The organism is Croceicoccus sediminis (genome assembly GCF_007570835.1).
GTDB classification, from domain to species: domain Bacteria; phylum Pseudomonadota; class Alphaproteobacteria; order Sphingomonadales; family Sphingomonadaceae; genus Croceicoccus; species Croceicoccus sediminis.
In genome coordinates, this window is the sequence record NZ_SUNC01000001.1 from 1130839 (window position 1) to 1146010 (window position 15172).

Below are 15172 nucleotides of genomic sequence, written 5' to 3' on the forward strand. Positions count from 1 at the left end.
GGCCCATCGTGAAAACCCTGTTCCGCTTTCTTGCCGCTTTCGCCCTGCTGGCGGGCCTTTCCGGCGCGCCGGCATGGGCGGCCTACCCCGAACGCCCCGACGGCCCCGTCCTCGACCAGGCGGGCATCATCCCGGCCGATCAGGAAGCCGCGATGGACGCCCGCCTGCGCGCGTATAACGAGCAGACGGGCCGGGCGGTTGTGGTTGCCACGGTCAATTCGCTCGATGGCGAAACGATCGAGATGTACGCGGCCAACATGTTCGAGGAGTGGGGCATCGGCGGTGAGAAAACCGATCAGGGCCTGCTGCTTCTGGTCGCGCCGAATGACCGGCAGGTGCGGATCGAAGTCGGCTATGGCCTGACGCCCTATGTCACCGACATTCTTTCGGGCCGGATCATCCGCAACGACATCCTGCCCGCGTTCAAGGCGGGCGATTATCCGGGCGGCATCAATGCCGCGCTCAACGCGCTGATCGAACAGATGAACCGCACCCCGGCAGAGGCGAAAGCGGTTGCCGAGGCAGCCGCCGCTGCCGAGGCGCAGCAGCGCGAAATGGCCGGCAGCATCAAGGGGGCCAGTGCGGGCGGCTTCGTCTTCTGGGTGCTGATGATCGTCGTGTTCATGATCCTGTTCGGCAGGCGCAGCCGCGGACGCCGCTATCGCCGTGGCGGCGGCATCAGCCCGTGGGTCGTCCTGTGGGGCGCGAGCGAGCTTGCACGCCATGCCGGCGGGCGCAGTTCGGGCGGCTTCGGCGGCGGAAGCTTCGGCGGTGGGGGTTTCGGCTCCAGCGGCGGCGGCTTTGGCGGCTTCGGCGGCGGCATGTCCGGCGGCGGCGGCGCATCGGGGAGCTGGTGATGAGCCGTCCCGTCTACCTTTCTGCCGAGGAGCACAAGCAGGTCAGCGACGCGGTCGCGGCAGCGGAACTGCACACCTCTGGCGAGATCGTCACCGTCCTGGCCGACAGGTCCGACGGTTATTCGGACATCGCGCTCGCCTGGGCCGCGCTGGTCGCCTTTACCGCGATCATGGCGCTGGCCCTGTTTCCCGACTTTTACCTTGGCCTGATCGACAGCCTAACCGGCAACTGGAACGCGCAGTGGAGTGCGGGTGCCCTGTTCGCGATTGCCGGCGGGTTCGGCATCATGAAGTTCCTGGGCACCTGGCTGATCCAGATGTGGCCGCCGCTGAAGTTCTTGGTCATTCCCGGCCCTGTCAAAGGCCGCCGCGTCCGCGCCCGCGCGGTCGACCTGTTCAAGGTCGGCGCGGAACGGCGCACGCATGGCCGAACCGGTGTCCTGATCTACTTGTCGATGCGTGAACACCGCGCTGAAATCGTCGCGGACGAGGCGATAGCCGAAAAGGTAAGCCCCGAGACATGGGGCGAGGCGATGGCGCAGATGATCGGCCATGTCCGCGAAGGCCGCGTGGCCGACGGCATGGTCGCGGCAGTGAACGAAGTCGGCATTGTCCTGGCACAGCACTTCCCCCGCGAAGAGGACGACCAGAACGAATTGCCCGACCGCCTGATCGAACTTTGAACGCACCTATGAACGCTCCGCCACACAACGATATGGACCAACCCGAAGAGGTCTGCTGGGAAGGCGACTGGATCGTCGCGAAGAAGCGCGGGCGTTGGGAATATGTCAGCCGCTCACGCTCGATCCGCGCGGCGGTAATCCTGGCCGTCGATGATGGTCACGTCCTGCTGGTCGAACAGTATCGCACGCCCCTTTCAAAGCGGTGCATCGAACTGCCCGCAGGCCTGATCGGCGATGACGACGGCAGCGAGGGGGAACACGCTCTGGACGCGGCGGGCCGCGAGCTGGAGGAGGAAACCGGCTATCGCGCAGGCGAACTGATCGACGCGGGCGAATTCATGTCCAGCCCCGGCATGGTCAGCGAAAGCTTCACCCTTGTCATCGCCAAAAACCTTGAAAAAATCGGCCCCGGCGGCGGGACAGAAAGCGAGGACATCACCGTCCACCGCGTGCCGCTGGCCGCTATCGGCAGCTTCGTCGAAGACCAGCGCCGCGCGGGCAAGGCCATCGACGTCAGGGTGCTGATGCTGCTCTCCGCCGACCTGCTTAAAACGGCAAGGGACTGATAAACCACGTTATTACGCGCTTTGGCCGCGCCGGGTGTTCCTGCATACTTTGCGCAGGGGGACTATCTATGGCGAGTGTGGCGATTGGTGCGGGGAACGGGCTTGTCCTGACGAGGAGCAGGCCGCTCCGGCTGCTGACGCTCCTGCTCTTCTATTTCGCGCAAGGCTTTCCGATCGGGCTGTTCCTCTATGCGCTGCCCGCGTGGATGAGCGCAAACGGCGCCACCACGCCGGAAGTCGCAGCGGTCGTGGCCGCGGCATCGCTGCCCTGGTCCCTGAAGCTGATCAACGGCTTTCTCATTGACCGGTATACTTATTTGCCGATGGGCCGGCGTCGGATCTGGATCATCGGCGCACAGGCCCTGATCGTCGTCGTGCTTCTGGCCGGGGCCGTGATCTCTCCCGATGCTCGCGACGTGTTCCTCCTGTCCGCTTTCGGCCTTGCATCGAACGCGGCGGTGACTTTCCAGGACGTGGGCATCGACAGCCTTGCCGTCGACATCATGCCAGAGGACGAGCGAGCAAGGGCCGCGGGCATCATGTTCGGCGCGCAGCTACTGGGCATTGCCGCCGCGACGTCGCTTGGCGGCGCGCTGTTCCAGTATTTCAGCCTTCCGGTCGGGCTGATCGCCCTTGCGATCGCGCCGCTTGCGGTCATGCTCTACGGCATCGCCATCCGCGAACGCGACGGCGAACGCCGCCTGCCCTGGACGGCGGGGGAGAGCCACCCCGGCAATGTCGCGATCCAGGTCGAGGCATGGTGGCCCTTGCTGAAATCGGCGGTCCGCGCGCTGGCCGTACCGATCACGCTGGGCATCGTGCCGATTCTTCTGGTCCGATCGATCCCGCACGGCGCGTTCGAGGCGTTTCACCCCGAACTCTTCACCCAGATCGCGGGGCTCAGCATCAGCGACTATACCAATCTCATCTCCACCTCGTCGCTGGTCAGCGGAGTGCTGGGATTGGTCGTCGGAGGGTGGCTGGTGGATGCCATCGGTTCACGCACGAGCCTTTTGATCGGCACGGTGTTGGGCATCGCCCTGCTGACCTTCATGGGGTTTGCGAGCGACTGGTGGACCGAGCGTTGGTGGCTGACGACCTTCATCATCGTCTTCGACATCCTGAGCCTGCTCTATATCGTCGCGACCATCCCGATCTGCATGCGGCTATGCCTGCCCGCCGTGGCGGCGACCCAGTTCACGATCTACATGGCCGTCGGCAATTTCGGACGCCCGCTGGGGGCATGGATGGCATCGTGGACGGCCGGTGCGGGCCATCCGCAATGGTTGTACTGGTGTGCCGCGATCGCGTGGGGCTTTGCGACGTTGATGGCCCTTTTCGTCCGCTTTCCGGAAAAAGGCGCCGCGGTGGAAGAGGTCGTATCCGACCTTCCCGGCGCGGACGGCATTCCGGCCAGGGTCGACTGACGCTCAGGCCGTGCCGGTCTGACCGACCAGCAGCGCCGGATCGACGCCTTCGGCCGCCCACGTCGCGGCCCAGCGTCCCTCCGCCTCGACATCGAACAGAATGCCGGGCCGCCCTTCGGCCGCGTACCAGCCGTGGCGGTGCATTTCCTCGTCCAGCTGGCCATCGCCCCACCCGGCATAGCCGAGCGACATGATCCAGCGTGCGGGCCCCGTACCCTCTGCAATCGCGCGCAGGATGTCGGCCGAATTGGACAGTGCGCCCAGCGGCTCGACCAGCATCGTGGAATCGTCGCTCCAGTCCGGCGAATGGATCACGAAGCCGCGCCCCGTTTCGACAGGGCCGCCGTGGTGGATCGGGCAATCGGGCGCGACGCCGGGGTCGATGTCCATTTCGCGCAGGACATCGTGAAACGTGATCCCCTCGCGCAAGTGGCCGATGCCGACACCGAAGGCGCCTTCCGCTTCGTGGGCAAAAATCGGGATCACCGAATGTTCGAAATTGGGATCGCCCATTCCCGGCATGGCCAGGAGAATGCGTCCAGTCAGGTATTGCCCATCGCTCATCCCTGCCAAGGTAGGGATCGCACCCCCGCCTTGCAAAGCCTGTCTGCCCCGGAACTCCGCTCGTTCAGCAACCTTTTCAGCGCACGGCGTCGCTGGTCAGCTGGACGAAGACATCCTCAAGGTCGGCCTCGCGCGTGGTGACGTCGACGATCGAATAGCCCTGCTGGTTGACCAGTGTCAGCACGTCGCCCGCGTTCATACGGTCCATGTCGTAAGTGATCGCCACCGTGCGGTCGGCGGTCACTTCGCTCTTGCTGAAAGCCTCGTGCGTGGGTGCGGCAGTGATGTCGCGGTCGAGCGTGAGGACGACGACTTTCTCACGCCCCAGCGCGAGCAGTTCGTGCGTCGGCTTGTCGGCGATCAGCTTGCCGTGGTTGATGATCGCGATCCGGTCGCACAGTTCCTCGGCTTCCTCGAGGTAATGCGTGGTCAGCACGACGGTCACGCCGCGCTTGTTCAGATCGACTACAAGCTCCCACAGCTGGCGGCGCAAATCGACGTCGACGCCTGCCGTCGGTTCGTCCAGGACCAGGATCGGCGGCGAATGGACCATGGCCTTGGCCACCAGCAAGCGGCGCTTCATCCCGCCTGAAAGCGAACGGGCATAGGCATCGGCCTTGTCCTCCAGCCTGACCGCCTGAAGCAGTTCGGCGGTGCGGCGCTGCGCCTTGGGAACGCCGTAGTATCCGGCCGTGTTGTCCAGCACCTCTGCCGGGGTGAAGAAGGGGTCGAAGACAATTTCCTGCGGCACAATGCCGATCGACGCCTTGGCATTGCGCCGGTCGCGGTCGATGTCGAAACCCCAGATCGAAACCGAACCGCCGGTCTTGCCGACAAGGCCGGCCATGATGTTGATCAGTGTCGACTTGCCCGCGCCATTGGGGCCAAGCAGCCCGAAGATGCCGCCTTGCGGCACGTCGAAAGTCACGTCGTCCAGCGCGAGCTTGCCCTCCTCCTGCTTTCCGGTGGGGGCATATCGCTTAGTCAGGTTGCGGATGGAGATTGCTGCGTCAGTCACGCGCGGCGTCATGCGCCAAGGCGGAGCGCGAGGCAAGTCGCGTCGATCGCCTGCCCGTTTCGATCCCCCGCCCTTTTTCTGCAGCAACTGGTGCTTGCGGCCACGCGGACCTGTTGGTAATCGCCATCGCATGAATCAGGCGCCCGAAACGATCTACACGGACAAATCCCGCGTTAGCTGCGACGGGGCCACCGATATTCGCGGCGGTGCCGCGCTCGGCCACCCGCGCGTATGGCTGGAAATCGACGAAAAAGGCTACGTCGAATGCGGCTATTGCGACCGCCGTTTCGTACTCGAAGGCGGCCCGGCGCATGACGTGACCGGCGCTCCTCCCGAAGGGGCCGTCTGATCGCGATCACGCGCCTTGCAAGTCATTCGCACTTGCCTGCTTCCGATTTGGTTACATTTGTGCCTATATCACGGTGATGGAAAGCTCCGCTGACCCCCGCTCGCTGCTTTACCGGTCCGATCTGCTGGACCCGGACACCGCTCGCGACCTTACGGCAAAGGCGCTTGAGGGCTGCGACGATGGTGAACTTTACCTCCAGTTCTCGGCATCCGAATCGCTGGTTTTTGACGATGGCCGTTTGAAGACGGCCGACTATTCGCGCGAAAGCGGGTTTGGCCTGCGCGGCATTTCGGGCGAGGCGACCGGCTTTGCCCACGCCAACGAGATTTCCGCCGACGCCATCCGCCGGGCAAGCGAGACGCTGAGCCTGCTGGACGAGACGAAGTCGCCCATGGCCGCCGCGCCGCGCGCCACCAACCGGCACCTCTACACCGATGAAAGCCCGCTCGACGCGGTGCCTTTCGCGGAGAAGGTGAAGCTGCTCGAAACCATCGACGCCGCCGCGCGCGCCCGCGACCCGCGCGTCAAGCAGGTCAGCGCATCGCTGCTGGGCAGCTGGTCGGTGATAGAGATCGTGCGCCCCGACGGCTTTACCGCGTTCGACGTGCGCCCCCTCGTCCGGCTCAATATCTCCATCGTGACGGAGGCGAACGGCCGCCGCGAAACCGGCACCTTCGGCATGGGCGGGCGCAGGCTCTATGACGACATGTTCGATCCCGCGTGCTGGAACAAGGCGCTCGACCGCGCGCTCGAACAGGCGCTGGTGAACCTTGAAAGCGTCCCTGCCCCGGCAGGCGTGCGCCCAGTCCTGCTCGGCAACGGCTGGCCCGGTGTCCTTCTGCATGAAGCGGTGGGCCACGGGCTGGAAGGCGACTTCAACCGCAAGAAGACCAGCGTGTTCTCAGACCGCGTCGGACAGCGCGTCGCCGCCCCTGGCGTGACGGTGATCGACGACGGCGCGATGGCGGGCCGCCGCGGTTCGCTGAGCATCGACGATGAGGGAACCCCGACCGGAGAGACCGTCCTGATCGAGGACGGCATCCTCAAGGGCTACATGCAGGACCGCTTGAACGCGCGGCTCATGGGTGTGGAGCCGACCGGCAACGGCAGGCGGCAGTCCTATGCCCACGCCCCGATGCCGCGCATGACCAACACTTTCATGACCGCCGGCGAAGACGATCCGGGCGACCTGCTGGCGTCGATGAAGGACGGCATCTGGGCCAAGAGCTTTGGCGGCGGGCAAGTCGACATCGTTTCGGGCAAGTTCGTGTTCTCCTGCACAGAGGCCTACAAGGTCGAGAATGGCAAGGTCATCGCCCCGATCAAGGGCGCGACGCTGATCGGCGACGGACCTACGGCGCTGACCAGGATCGTGGGCATCGGCAACGACTTTGCGCTGGATGACGGCATCGGCACCTGCGGCAAGGCCGGGCAGGGCGTGCCGGCGGGCGTCGGTCAGCCGACCCTGCTGATCGAGGGGCTGACCATCGGCGGAACGGGCTGACTTCACTTCATCGGCCTATCGCAAGTCAGCGTCGGTTCAGCCAGTTTCCGTTACGGAGTCGCGGTAGAGGAGCGATAAGATGAAAACTGCAAAAATCATTACCGCCGCCGCACTGGCCGGAATGCTGGCCACCCCCGCGATGGCCGCTAAGAAAGACCCCGAAACCCGCCTTGCCGAAAAGCTCGAAGGCCGCGTGGCCGGTGAACCGGTGCGCTGCATCGACATGAACCAGGTATCCAGCAGCACGATCTACGACAAGACCGCGATCGTGTTCGATTCCGGGTCCACGCTTTACGTGAACCGGCCCGAAAACGGCGAGAGTTCGCTGCGCCGGAACAACATCATGGTCACCAAGACTTTCTCCAACCAGCTGTGCAGCGTCGATACGGTCGAAATGCGCGACAGTACCGGTTTCTGGAGCGGTGTGGTCTTCCTGGGCGATTTCGTCCCCTACAAGAAGGTCAAGGACGAAGGCTGATCACCCCTTTTTCGCGCGGGACTTCGCGCGGAGATAGGACGCGACGAGCACCGGGGAAGAAATCAGGGGGTGCTTTTCGCGAAACGGCGTCAGCGGCACCGCGACGCCGGTATGACGTTCCACCTTCCAGGCAAGGTAACGCGCCCCGCCCGCGAACGTGGTAGCGGCGCGAAGCAGGCGCAGGACGTTGAGCGGCTTGCCAAGCCTCCGCCTGCGTGACCATCGCGTCAGAATACGCTGACGCCCCCGTTCGGTCAGCTTGGGGCGAAGCGTTTCGCCATCCACCGAAAAGGGAATACCGCCCGCGGACCAGGCATCGCGCATCAGTCCGTCAAAGTGCCCGGCCCCGAAAGTCAGGATCTGCTGTTCGCGGCCCGGTTTCTCGACCCGCAGTTCGGCCTTGTATGTCGCGCGGAACAGCGCCCCCCAATAATCGCTTTCCGTCCCCGCGTCCGGACCCAGAGCGGCAGCGAACCGGCTTGCCGTGATCGCGGCGGCGCGCACGGCGGATACGACCGCGTCACGCGCGGGTTCGTCCACCGTCCAGGCCAGCGCGCACGGCTGTACGAACCGTGCCCAGATCGTCGTGTCGAGGTGTTGGCCCGAGGCCGCGTGGGCGAAAGTCGCCAGGCGCATCTCGGCAACTTTGGCGCGCAAGACCTGCCCGTCCATTTCCAGTTCGTGATAGCCGACCCGCGGCCACAGGCCCTTTTCCCGCGCACCCCAGGTCAGGACGTAGAAATCGAGCACGCCGTCGAGCGAGCCGCTGCGCAAGTTGGAGCCGTAGAACAGCACCGCGCGGGCATCGGCCTGCCGCGCCAGCTTTTCCGCGAAAGCCCGCACTTCGGGCCGAACGTCGGCCGCAAGCGCGGTCTCTATCCGCGCCGTGAGCGGATCTGGGGTCATCAGGAGGTGACGAAAGTGACCGGTGCGCCCTTCCGCAGCAGGTAATCGCCCGCGGGAAAGCGTTCGCCGTCGAGGATGAAACCGCCTTCAAGGTCGATCCGCAGTTCGTCGGTATCGACGCGGTGAACACCTTCGGCAGCCATGGTCTTCCACGGCTTGCCGCGCAGGACGCGGGCAAAGACCCGCAAAAAGCGGCGCGGCGGTGCGTCTACCACAAGGGTTTTCAGGCCAGCGCGGCGTTCACCGAAGATACGCAGGCCCAGCGGCAGACGCTCCATCGTGGAGGCCAGCATGATGAAGCGCTTGTTCGTGCTGTTGGTGGCGGTTTCGGCCTGCAGATCGGCATCTTCGCCATAGCGGATCGCCATCGACTTGCCCTGTCGCCAGGTCGAATTGCTGCCGCCCATGAGCGTGCTGGCCACGGCGCCGAAGATCGACAGCCCGACGGCAAGGTTGTTGACCGCACCGAAGCGATGCGTGGTCTGCGCAAGGTCGGTCGCATCGACGAACACGCCAGCCCCGAACAGGAAGCCGAGAACGGGACGTCCTTCGTGCACACGCTCGATCTCGATCGGGGGGCGTTCAACGAAGCTGCCTGCCTTCCAGGCCGCGATCATCTGGCAGATGTCCCATTCGTCGGGCACGCCAAGATCGATCGCCAGCGCGTTCGTCTTGCCGCAGGGCAGAACGCCGATCACCGGCGGGGTGTCGCCCCAGATGTCGGTTCCGCACGTCAGGACGTCGCGCACTGTACCGTCGCCGCCAGCCACGATGACCAGTTCGACGCCGTCATGCTTGAAAGCGGCCAGCGTGCGGCGCAGTTCGTGGCGCGTGCGCGGTGCCTCGACCGTGACGCCGTCGGGCACGGCCAGCGGGCGGCGCTTGTTGCGATAGCTGCGGGGATTGGAAATGACGGCGACGCCTGCGCCTTCGCGCGCGTTGGATCCACGGCGCGACGGCTCGGCCTGCTCAGATCGAGCAGGACCGCCTACACCGTCAAACGCAAAAAGCGGCGTGGTGCAATCGTCATAGATCGTGCCATCCATCTGAGTGACATAGCGACGGGCCTGCCAAAAATCATCCGTAAAAAATCTGAAATATTTGGTCATGTCATCCCCGCAACAGTGCGGCATGGCTGAAACACAAAGGTAAATCGCGCCTTTGCGGACTTGGAAGGTGACGCGAAAGACGTGTGATGCGCCCTGTGCAAAAGCGCCCGGATTTGCGAATACGACCGCGATGCGACAGGCGATCACCACTTTGGAAATTCGGACCGGTGGCCGCGGTCTTGTCGAATTCACGCGCGAAGTCGCGGCCTTCGTGCACGACACGGGCATTGAAACCGGCCTGCTCACGGTGTTTTGCCGCCATACGTCGGCGTCGTTGACCATTCAGGAAAACGCCGCACCCGAAGTACGGCAGGACATCACCGACTGGCTGGACCGGATCGCGCCAGAAGACGGCGGATGGATTCACGACGACGAAGGGCCGGACGACATGCCCGCGCATCTCAAATCGATCCTGACGGGCGTTTCGCTTTCCATTCCGGTCGCATCGGGCGTGCCGGTCCTTGGCACTTGGCAGGGCGTCTACCTTGTCGAACATCGCACCCGCCCGCATGTACGGCAGGTCGTGCTGCACGTGTCGGGCGAATAATCTTTCGCAAGGCATGGATAGGAATATCGCCGCCTGCGTTGAGGTCGGTAAAAGGGGCCGCTGCGCCCCGCCCCGCACTTTTCCAAATCGAGATCATTTCATGGCCATCACGATCAAGTCGTCTATCGCCTACCGTTTCGCAGAACCGACCGATTTCCTCCTCCAGATGGAGGCAGCCGCCATTCCCGAGCAGATGCTGACTGGCCCCGGCCTGACCCTTTCCCCGACCGAGCACACCGCCCGCGTTTCGGGCGAGGACGCGATCGGAGAGCGGATCTGGCTGCGCTGTGCCGGGGAATTTCGGGCCGAGTACGAGATTACCGCCGAGATTCAGCGCGCCCTGCCCGATATAACGCAGCTCCCCTCGCTGCTGCCCCACGACCTTCCGGGCGAGGCAGTGCCCTACCTGTTCGATTCCCGGTTCTGTCCGGCGGACCAGTTTCACAGCTTCGTCGAGGGCGAGTTCGGAGAGCTTCAGGGCGGGCAGCGCATCGGGGCTATCCACGACTGGGTGGCGCACAAGTTCAGCTATGTTCCCGGCTCCAGCACGTCGACGACAACCGCGCTCGACAGTTTTGTCGAGCGGCAGGGCGTCTGCCGCGACTATGCCCACGTGGTCATCACGCTGGCCCGCGCGTCAGGCATTCCGGCCCGCTATGTCAGTTGCTACGCCCCGAACGTCGAACCGCAGGACTTTCACGCGGTGGCCGAAGTCTTCCTGGCCGACCCCCAAGACCCTGTCGGCACCGGCAGCTGGCACATCGTCGATGCGACCGGAATGGCCGACCCGCGCCAGGTGGTGAAGATCGGCGTTGGCCGCGACGCGGCAGAGGTCAGCTTCCTCACCAGCTATGGCATCGCCGAATTCATCGACAAGCAGATCACCGTTACGGAAACTTGATCCGGGGGCACATCGCGCCGCACCGCCGCCATCACGCACCGCGCTGCATACGTATTTGCCGGTTGTGAACGTTCTCAAAGCTATCTATGCTTGCCGTAATGATGGATTGTGGCATGCCAAAGCCTCTGCTTCCCAAGCTTTGCTGCAATTGCTAACAACAGGGCCTGAAGGTCCGAGCGGGAGAAAATTCGCGACCATGTGCATCACGACTGTGCGGTTTGCCGCATGACCTTTTCGGCGAACAAGCTCCTGCTCTTCGGTGCGACCGGAGACCTGTCGCAGCGCATGCTGCTACCCTCGCTCTGCGCGCTGACGTCTGACGGGCTGCTGCCCGACAATATCGACATCATCGGCACGGCCAGATCGGAATATACCGACGAAAGTTTCCGCAATTTCGCGTCAGAGGCGTTGGCAAAGTTCCTGCCCGCCGGGCGCAAGGTCGATATCGACACCTTCCTGACGAAGCTGCGCTACCAGGATCTCGACGCCTCCACGCCCGAAGGGTTCGATGCCCTGGCCAAGTGTGTCGGCCCGATCGGGACCGGCGAAAACGAAGGCCTGTCGATCTTCCTTTCGACCGCCCCTTCGCTGTTCGAACCGACGATCAAGGGCCTTGCCGCCAACGGACTTGCCCCCAACGGCAGGGACGCCAACGTGCGAATCGGACTGGAAAAGCCGCTGGGCACCGATCTGGCCAGTTCGTGCCAGATCAACGACGCGGTCGCCTCTGCCTTTACCGAAGACCGCATTTTCCGCATCGACCACTACCTGGGCAAGGAGACGGTCCAGAACCTGCTGGCCCTGCGCTTTGCCAACATCATGTTCGAACCGCTGTGGAACGCGGCGCATATCGACCATGTGCAGATCACCGTCGCCGAAACCGTGGGCCTTGAATCCCGCGTCGGCTATTACGACGGCAGCGGCGCGCTGCGCGACATGGTGCAGAACCACATCCTGCAGCTTCTCGCCCTTGTCGCGATGGAGCCGCCGACCAGCTTCGACGCCACTGCCGTGCGCGACGAAAAGGTGAAAGTCCTGCGCGCCCTGCGCCCGATTCAACCTAGCGAGACCGTGACGGGCCAGTACAAGGCCGGTGCCATCAACGGCGAGGCCGTGCCCGGATACGACGACGAACTGGGCCGCGACAGCGAGACCGAGACGTTCGTCGCGCTGAAGGCCCATATCGACAACTGGCGCTGGAAGGGCGTGCCGTTCTACTTGCGAACCGGCAAGCGCATGCCCGAACGTACGACCGAAATCATTGTGAAGTTCCGCGACGTGCCCTTCTCGATCTTCGAGGATCGCGGCGCGAAGACGCTTCCCAACACGCTCGTCATCGGCATCCAGCCGCGAGAGAACATCCGCCTCTCGCTCATGGCGAAAGTTCCGGGGCTGGACCGGGGCGGCATCCGCCTGCGGCAGGTTCCACTGGACATCGCCATGCCCGACGCCTTTGCCGGTCCCGAACGCCGCATCGCCTACGAACGCCTTTTGCTCGACTTGGTCGAAGGCGACCAGACGCTGTTCGTGCGCCGCGACGAGGTCGAGGCCCAGTGGAACTGGATCGACGGCATCCGCGAAACGTGGGGCGAGGCGAACATCACGCCCAAGACATATACTGCCGGTAGCTGGGGGCCTTCGTCCGCCATCGCGCTGGCCGAACGCGACGGAGTTACCTGGCACGAATAGCCGGGCATAGCGCCGATCTGATATGCTGCAACGCGGTCAGCCGGGAAGAGGGAGCCCGGCCCCGCCAGAAGAGACCGAAGGAAAACCGTGGCCGAACTGCACCCCACCCTCGCCCGTGTGACACAGCGCATCGTCGAACGCAGCCGCGACAGCCGCGGCCGATATCTCGACCTCATGGCCCGCGAAGCCGACCGGCATCCCGACCGGACGGCGCTCGCCTGCTCGAACCTTGCGCACGGCTATGCCGCGATGGGCGACGACAAGGCCGCGATCGGCAGCGGCAAGGCGCCCAACCTTGCCATCGTCACCGCCTACAACGACATGCTTTCGGCGCATCAGCCCTATGGTCGTTATCCCGAGGCGATGAAGATCTACGCCCGTGAAGCCGGCGCGACGATGCAGGTCGCAGGCGGCGTCCCCGCGATGTGCGACGGCGTTACGCAGGGGCAGGACGGGATGGACCTGTCGCTGTTCAGCCGCGATACCATTGCCATGGGCACCGCCGTGGCATTGAGCCACGAAATGTACGACGGCATGGCCCTGCTCGGCATATGCGACAAGATCGTGCCGGGCCTGCTGATTGGCGCGCTGCGTTTCGGCCACCTGGCCTGCGTTCTGGTTCCTTCGGGCCCGATGCCCAGCGGGATCGGCAACAAGGAAAAGCAGAAGACCCGTCAGCTTTACGCAGAAGGCAAAGTCGGCCGCGACGAACTGCTGGCCAGCGAAAGCGCGTCCTATCACGCGCCGGGCACCTGCACGTTCTACGGCACCGCCAACTCCAACCAGATGATGATGGAAATGATGGGCCTGCACATGCCGGGCGCGGCCTTCATCCCGCCCAACACCCCGCTGCGTTCAGCCCTGACCCGCGCCGCCGTGCACCAGCTGGCGAAGATTTCGACCCGCGGATCGGACCCGCGCCCGCTTTCGGCATGCGTCGATGAAAAGGCGATCGTGAACGCGGTCGTCGGCCTGCTGGCGACCGGCGGATCGACCAACCACGCGCTCCACGTGCCCGCTATCGCGCGTGCCGCCGGAATCCAGATCGACTGGGAGGATTTCGACGACCTGTCGAAGGTTGTCCCGCTGATCACCCGCGTCTATCCCAACGGCACCGGCGACGTGAACGCGTTTCACGCCGCAGGCGGCATGGGCTACGTCATCCGCGAACTGCTGGATGCAGGGCTTGCCCATGACGACATCAGGACGGTCGGCGGGTCGAGCCTTTCGGACCAGGCGCAGGAACCCGTCATGCAGGACAAGGACCTGTCGTGGCAGGCCGCGCCCGCCACCCCGCTCGATCCCACGATGCTGGCCCCCGTGTCCGATCCGTTCAACCCGGACGGCGGCATGCGCCTTTTGACGGGTAACCTCGGCCGTGCGACGATCAAGACCAGCGCGGTAGAAGAAGAACGCTGGGTGATCGAGGCTCCGGCCCGCGTATTCCAGACCCAGGAAGACGTCGCCAAGGCGTTCAAGGCAGGCGAACTGGACCGCGACGTCGTCGTCGTCGTCCGTTTCCAGGGGCCCCGCGCCAACGGCATGCCCGAACTGCACAAACTGACGCCGCCGCTCGGCGTCTTGCAGGATCGCGGTTTCAAGGTCGCACTGGTGACCGACGGCCGCATGTCGGGTGCATCGGGCAAAGTCCCCGCCGCCATCCACTGCACACCCGAGGCGCTGGCCGATATCGATGGCAACAGCGGTCCGCTTGCCTACCTTCAGGATGGCGACATCGTCCGCGTCGATGCGCGCGACGGGACGCTTTCGACCACGGCGGACCTTTCCGGACGTCAGCCCGCCGCCGCGCCGCCCGCCGCGTGGGGCGTGGGCCGCGAACTCTTCGCCATGATGCGCGCCGGGGCCGATGGCGCCGAAAAGGGCGGATCGGCGATGCTCGCGCTTGCCGGTCTCTGACCGCACCGAACAGATTTGAAGAACAGGGAATACCATGACCGACATTCACTCCATCATGACCAAAGCGCCCGTCATCCCGGTCCTCGTGATCGACGATGTCGATGATGCGATCCCCATCGCAGAGGCGCTGGTCGAAGGCGGCATCCCCTGCCTCGAAGTCACGCTGCGCACGCCCTGTGCGCTCGACGTGATCGAAGCGATGAAGACCGTGCCCGGCGCGATCGTCGGGGCCGGGACGGTCCTGTCGACCAAGGATCTGGAGAAGGTCCTGCGTGCCGGCGTCGAATTCGTCGTCTCGCCCGGCCTTACCGAAAACCTTGGCCGCGCGGCGAAGGAGTCGGGCGTGCCTTTCCTGCCCGGTGTCGCCACCAGTGCCGAGATCATGACCGGGCTCGACATGGGCCTTTCGCACTTCAAGTTCTTCCCGGCAGAGGCTAACGGCGGCCTGCCCGCGCTCAAGGCCATTGCCGCCCCGTTCGGCATGGCGAAGTTCTGCCCGACCGGCGGTGTCTCGTTGAAGACCGCGCCCGACTGGCTGGCCCACCCGCAGATCCTTTGCGTCGGTGGCAGCTGGATCGCGCCCAAGGGCGCCGACAAGGATACCATCCGCAAGCTTGCCGCCGAAGCCGCCGCACTCAAATCCTGAAGGGGACCTGC

16 protein-coding genes are annotated in these 15172 nt (G+C 64.6%); 12 read left to right on the forward strand and 4 right to left on the reverse strand.

Translation table 11 applies throughout. The features are described 5' to 3' along the window. Nucleotides 1-8: 8 nt before the first annotated feature. From FAX90_RS05250 to FAX90_RS05265, 4 genes are all read left to right on the forward strand, one after another. On the forward strand, nucleotides 9-857 hold the full coding sequence (locus FAX90_RS05250) for a TPM domain-containing protein (protein ID WP_240704734.1): 849 nt from the start codon (nucleotides 9-11) through the stop codon (nucleotides 855-857). Beyond that, complete coding sequence (locus tag FAX90_RS05255) at nucleotides 857-1540, forward strand: TPM domain-containing protein (RefSeq protein WP_144096153.1); 684 nt, start codon at nucleotides 857-859, stop codon at nucleotides 1538-1540. Before FAX90_RS05250 ends, FAX90_RS05255 begins: the two co-directional genes overlap by 1 nt. A gap of 32 nt (nucleotides 1541-1572) precedes the next feature. Next, the gene (locus FAX90_RS05260) at nucleotides 1573-2106 is read left to right on the forward strand and encodes an NUDIX hydrolase (RefSeq protein ID WP_240704735.1); all 534 of its coding nucleotides are present in this window, start codon (nucleotides 1573-1575) and stop codon (nucleotides 2104-2106) included. 68 nt (nucleotides 2107-2174) lie between these two features. Next, the gene (locus FAX90_RS05265; RefSeq protein WP_144096158.1) at nucleotides 2175-3533 is read left to right on the forward strand and encodes an MFS transporter; all 1359 of its coding nucleotides are present in this window, start codon (nucleotides 2175-2177) and stop codon (nucleotides 3531-3533) included. 3 nt (nucleotides 3534-3536) lie between these two features. Here the strand turns inward: FAX90_RS05265 and FAX90_RS05270 are convergent, their stop codons facing one another. Together FAX90_RS05270 and FAX90_RS05275 are read right to left on the reverse strand one after the other, a co-directional pair. Beyond that, nucleotides 3537-4097: a YqgE/AlgH family protein gene (locus FAX90_RS05270; RefSeq protein ID WP_144096160.1), complete on the reverse strand. Its 561-nt coding sequence runs from the start codon at nucleotides 4095-4097 to the stop codon at nucleotides 3537-3539. 76 nt (nucleotides 4098-4173) lie between these two features. Continuing rightward, nucleotides 4174-5127, reverse strand: coding sequence for an ABC transporter ATP-binding protein (locus FAX90_RS05275; RefSeq protein ID WP_144096864.1), 954 nt, complete (start codon nucleotides 5125-5127; stop codon nucleotides 4174-4176). A 118-nt stretch (nucleotides 5128-5245) separates the two neighbouring features. On the opposite strand from FAX90_RS05275, the gene FAX90_RS05280 reads away from it, so the two are divergent. The 3 genes from FAX90_RS05280 to FAX90_RS05290 all read left to right on the forward strand — a co-directional run bounded on the left by FAX90_RS05280 (nucleotide 5246) and on the right by FAX90_RS05290 (nucleotide 7446). Beyond that, a complete protein-coding gene (locus FAX90_RS05280; RefSeq protein ID WP_144096162.1) occupies nucleotides 5246-5464 on the forward strand; it encodes a zinc-finger domain-containing protein in 219 nt (72 codons plus the stop codon). Nucleotides 5465-5540: 76 nt separating this feature from the next. Then, nucleotides 5541-6968 carry a metalloprotease TldD gene (tldD, locus tag FAX90_RS05285; RefSeq protein ID WP_144096164.1) on the forward strand — a complete coding sequence of 476 codons (1428 nt, stop codon included), beginning with the start codon at nucleotides 5541-5543 and terminating at the stop codon, nucleotides 6966-6968. A 79-nt stretch (nucleotides 6969-7047) separates the two neighbouring features. After that, nucleotides 7048-7446 carry a hypothetical protein gene (locus FAX90_RS05290; RefSeq protein WP_144096166.1) on the forward strand — a complete coding sequence of 133 codons (399 nt, stop codon included), beginning with the start codon at nucleotides 7048-7050 and terminating at the stop codon, nucleotides 7444-7446. Here FAX90_RS05290 and FAX90_RS05295 read toward each other — a convergent pair whose 3' ends face one another. Together FAX90_RS05295 and FAX90_RS05300 are read right to left on the reverse strand one after the other, a co-directional pair. Next, on the reverse strand, nucleotides 7447-8352 hold the full coding sequence (locus FAX90_RS05295) for a hypothetical protein (protein ID WP_144096168.1): 906 nt from the start codon (nucleotides 8350-8352) through the stop codon (nucleotides 7447-7449). It abuts the gene before it with no gap. Further along, entirely contained in the window at nucleotides 8352-9398 is a 1047-nt protein-coding gene (locus tag FAX90_RS05300) for a diacylglycerol/lipid kinase family protein (protein ID WP_170234873.1), read from the reverse strand. The genes FAX90_RS05295 and FAX90_RS05300 overlap by 1 nt, the downstream gene beginning before the upstream one ends. Nucleotides 9399-9591: 193 nt before the next feature. On the opposite strand from FAX90_RS05300, the gene FAX90_RS05305 reads away from it, so the two are divergent. The 5 genes from FAX90_RS05305 (at nucleotide 9592) to eda (ending at nucleotide 15161) form a co-directional block, all read left to right on the forward strand. Beyond that, nucleotides 9592-10008, forward strand: a complete 417-nt coding sequence (locus FAX90_RS05305; protein WP_144096172.1) for a secondary thiamine-phosphate synthase enzyme YjbQ — start codon at nucleotides 9592-9594, stop codon at nucleotides 10006-10008. A gap of 100 nt (nucleotides 10009-10108) precedes the next feature. Beyond that, nucleotides 10109-10909 (forward strand): transglutaminase-like domain-containing protein, encoded by an 801-nt coding sequence (locus tag FAX90_RS05310; RefSeq protein WP_144096174.1) that lies wholly within the window; start codon nucleotides 10109-10111, stop codon nucleotides 10907-10909. Between the two features lie 225 nt (nucleotides 10910-11134). After that, complete coding sequence (gene zwf / locus FAX90_RS05315; protein ID WP_144096176.1) at nucleotides 11135-12598, forward strand: glucose-6-phosphate dehydrogenase; 1464 nt, start codon at nucleotides 11135-11137, stop codon at nucleotides 12596-12598. Between the two features lie 87 nt (nucleotides 12599-12685). Then, entirely contained in the window at nucleotides 12686-14515 is a 1830-nt protein-coding gene (edd, locus tag FAX90_RS05320) for a phosphogluconate dehydratase (RefSeq protein ID WP_144096178.1), read from the forward strand. A gap of 34 nt (nucleotides 14516-14549) precedes the next feature. Next, on the forward strand, nucleotides 14550-15161 hold the full coding sequence (gene eda / locus FAX90_RS05325) for a bifunctional 4-hydroxy-2-oxoglutarate aldolase/2-dehydro-3-deoxy-phosphogluconate aldolase (protein ID WP_144096180.1): 612 nt from the start codon (nucleotides 14550-14552) through the stop codon (nucleotides 15159-15161). The last annotated feature ends 11 nt before the right edge of the window (nucleotides 15162-15172 follow it).

Bases quoted from the DNA above. Each gene is read 5' to 3' on its own strand.
- FAX90_RS05255 (WP_144096153.1), top strand. From the start codon at position 857: ATGAGCCGTCCCGTCTACCTTTCTGCCGAGGAGCACAAGCAGGTCAGC.
- FAX90_RS05260 (WP_240704735.1), top strand. From the start codon at position 1,573: ATGGACCAACCCGAAGAGGTCTGCTGGGAAGGCGACTGGATCGTCGCG.
- FAX90_RS05265 (WP_144096158.1), top strand. From the start codon at position 2,175: ATGGCGAGTGTGGCGATTGGTGCGGGGAACGGGCTTGTCCTGACGAGG.
- FAX90_RS05270 (WP_144096160.1), bottom strand. From the start codon at position 4,097: ATGAGCGATGGGCAATACCTGACTGGACGCATTCTCCTGGCCATGCCG.
- FAX90_RS05275 (WP_144096864.1), bottom strand. From the start codon at position 5,127: ATGACGCCGCGCGTGACTGACGCAGCAATCTCCATCCGCAACCTGACT.
- FAX90_RS05280 (WP_144096162.1), top strand. From the start codon at position 5,246: ATGAATCAGGCGCCCGAAACGATCTACACGGACAAATCCCGCGTTAGC.
- tldD (WP_144096164.1), top strand. From the start codon at position 5,541: ATGGAAAGCTCCGCTGACCCCCGCTCGCTGCTTTACCGGTCCGATCTG.
- FAX90_RS05290 (WP_144096166.1), top strand. From the start codon at position 7,048: ATGAAAACTGCAAAAATCATTACCGCCGCCGCACTGGCCGGAATGCTG.
- FAX90_RS05295 (WP_144096168.1), bottom strand. From the start codon at position 8,352: ATGACCCCAGATCCGCTCACGGCGCGGATAGAGACCGCGCTTGCGGCC.
- FAX90_RS05300 (WP_170234873.1), bottom strand. From the start codon at position 9,398: ATGGATGGCACGATCTATGACGATTGCACCACGCCGCTTTTTGCGTTT.
- FAX90_RS05305 (WP_144096172.1), top strand. From the start codon at position 9,592: ATGCGACAGGCGATCACCACTTTGGAAATTCGGACCGGTGGCCGCGGT.
- FAX90_RS05310 (WP_144096174.1), top strand. From the start codon at position 10,109: ATGGCCATCACGATCAAGTCGTCTATCGCCTACCGTTTCGCAGAACCG.
- zwf (WP_144096176.1), top strand. From the start codon at position 11,135: ATGACCTTTTCGGCGAACAAGCTCCTGCTCTTCGGTGCGACCGGAGAC.
- eda (WP_144096180.1), top strand. From the start codon at position 14,550: ATGACCGACATTCACTCCATCATGACCAAAGCGCCCGTCATCCCGGTC.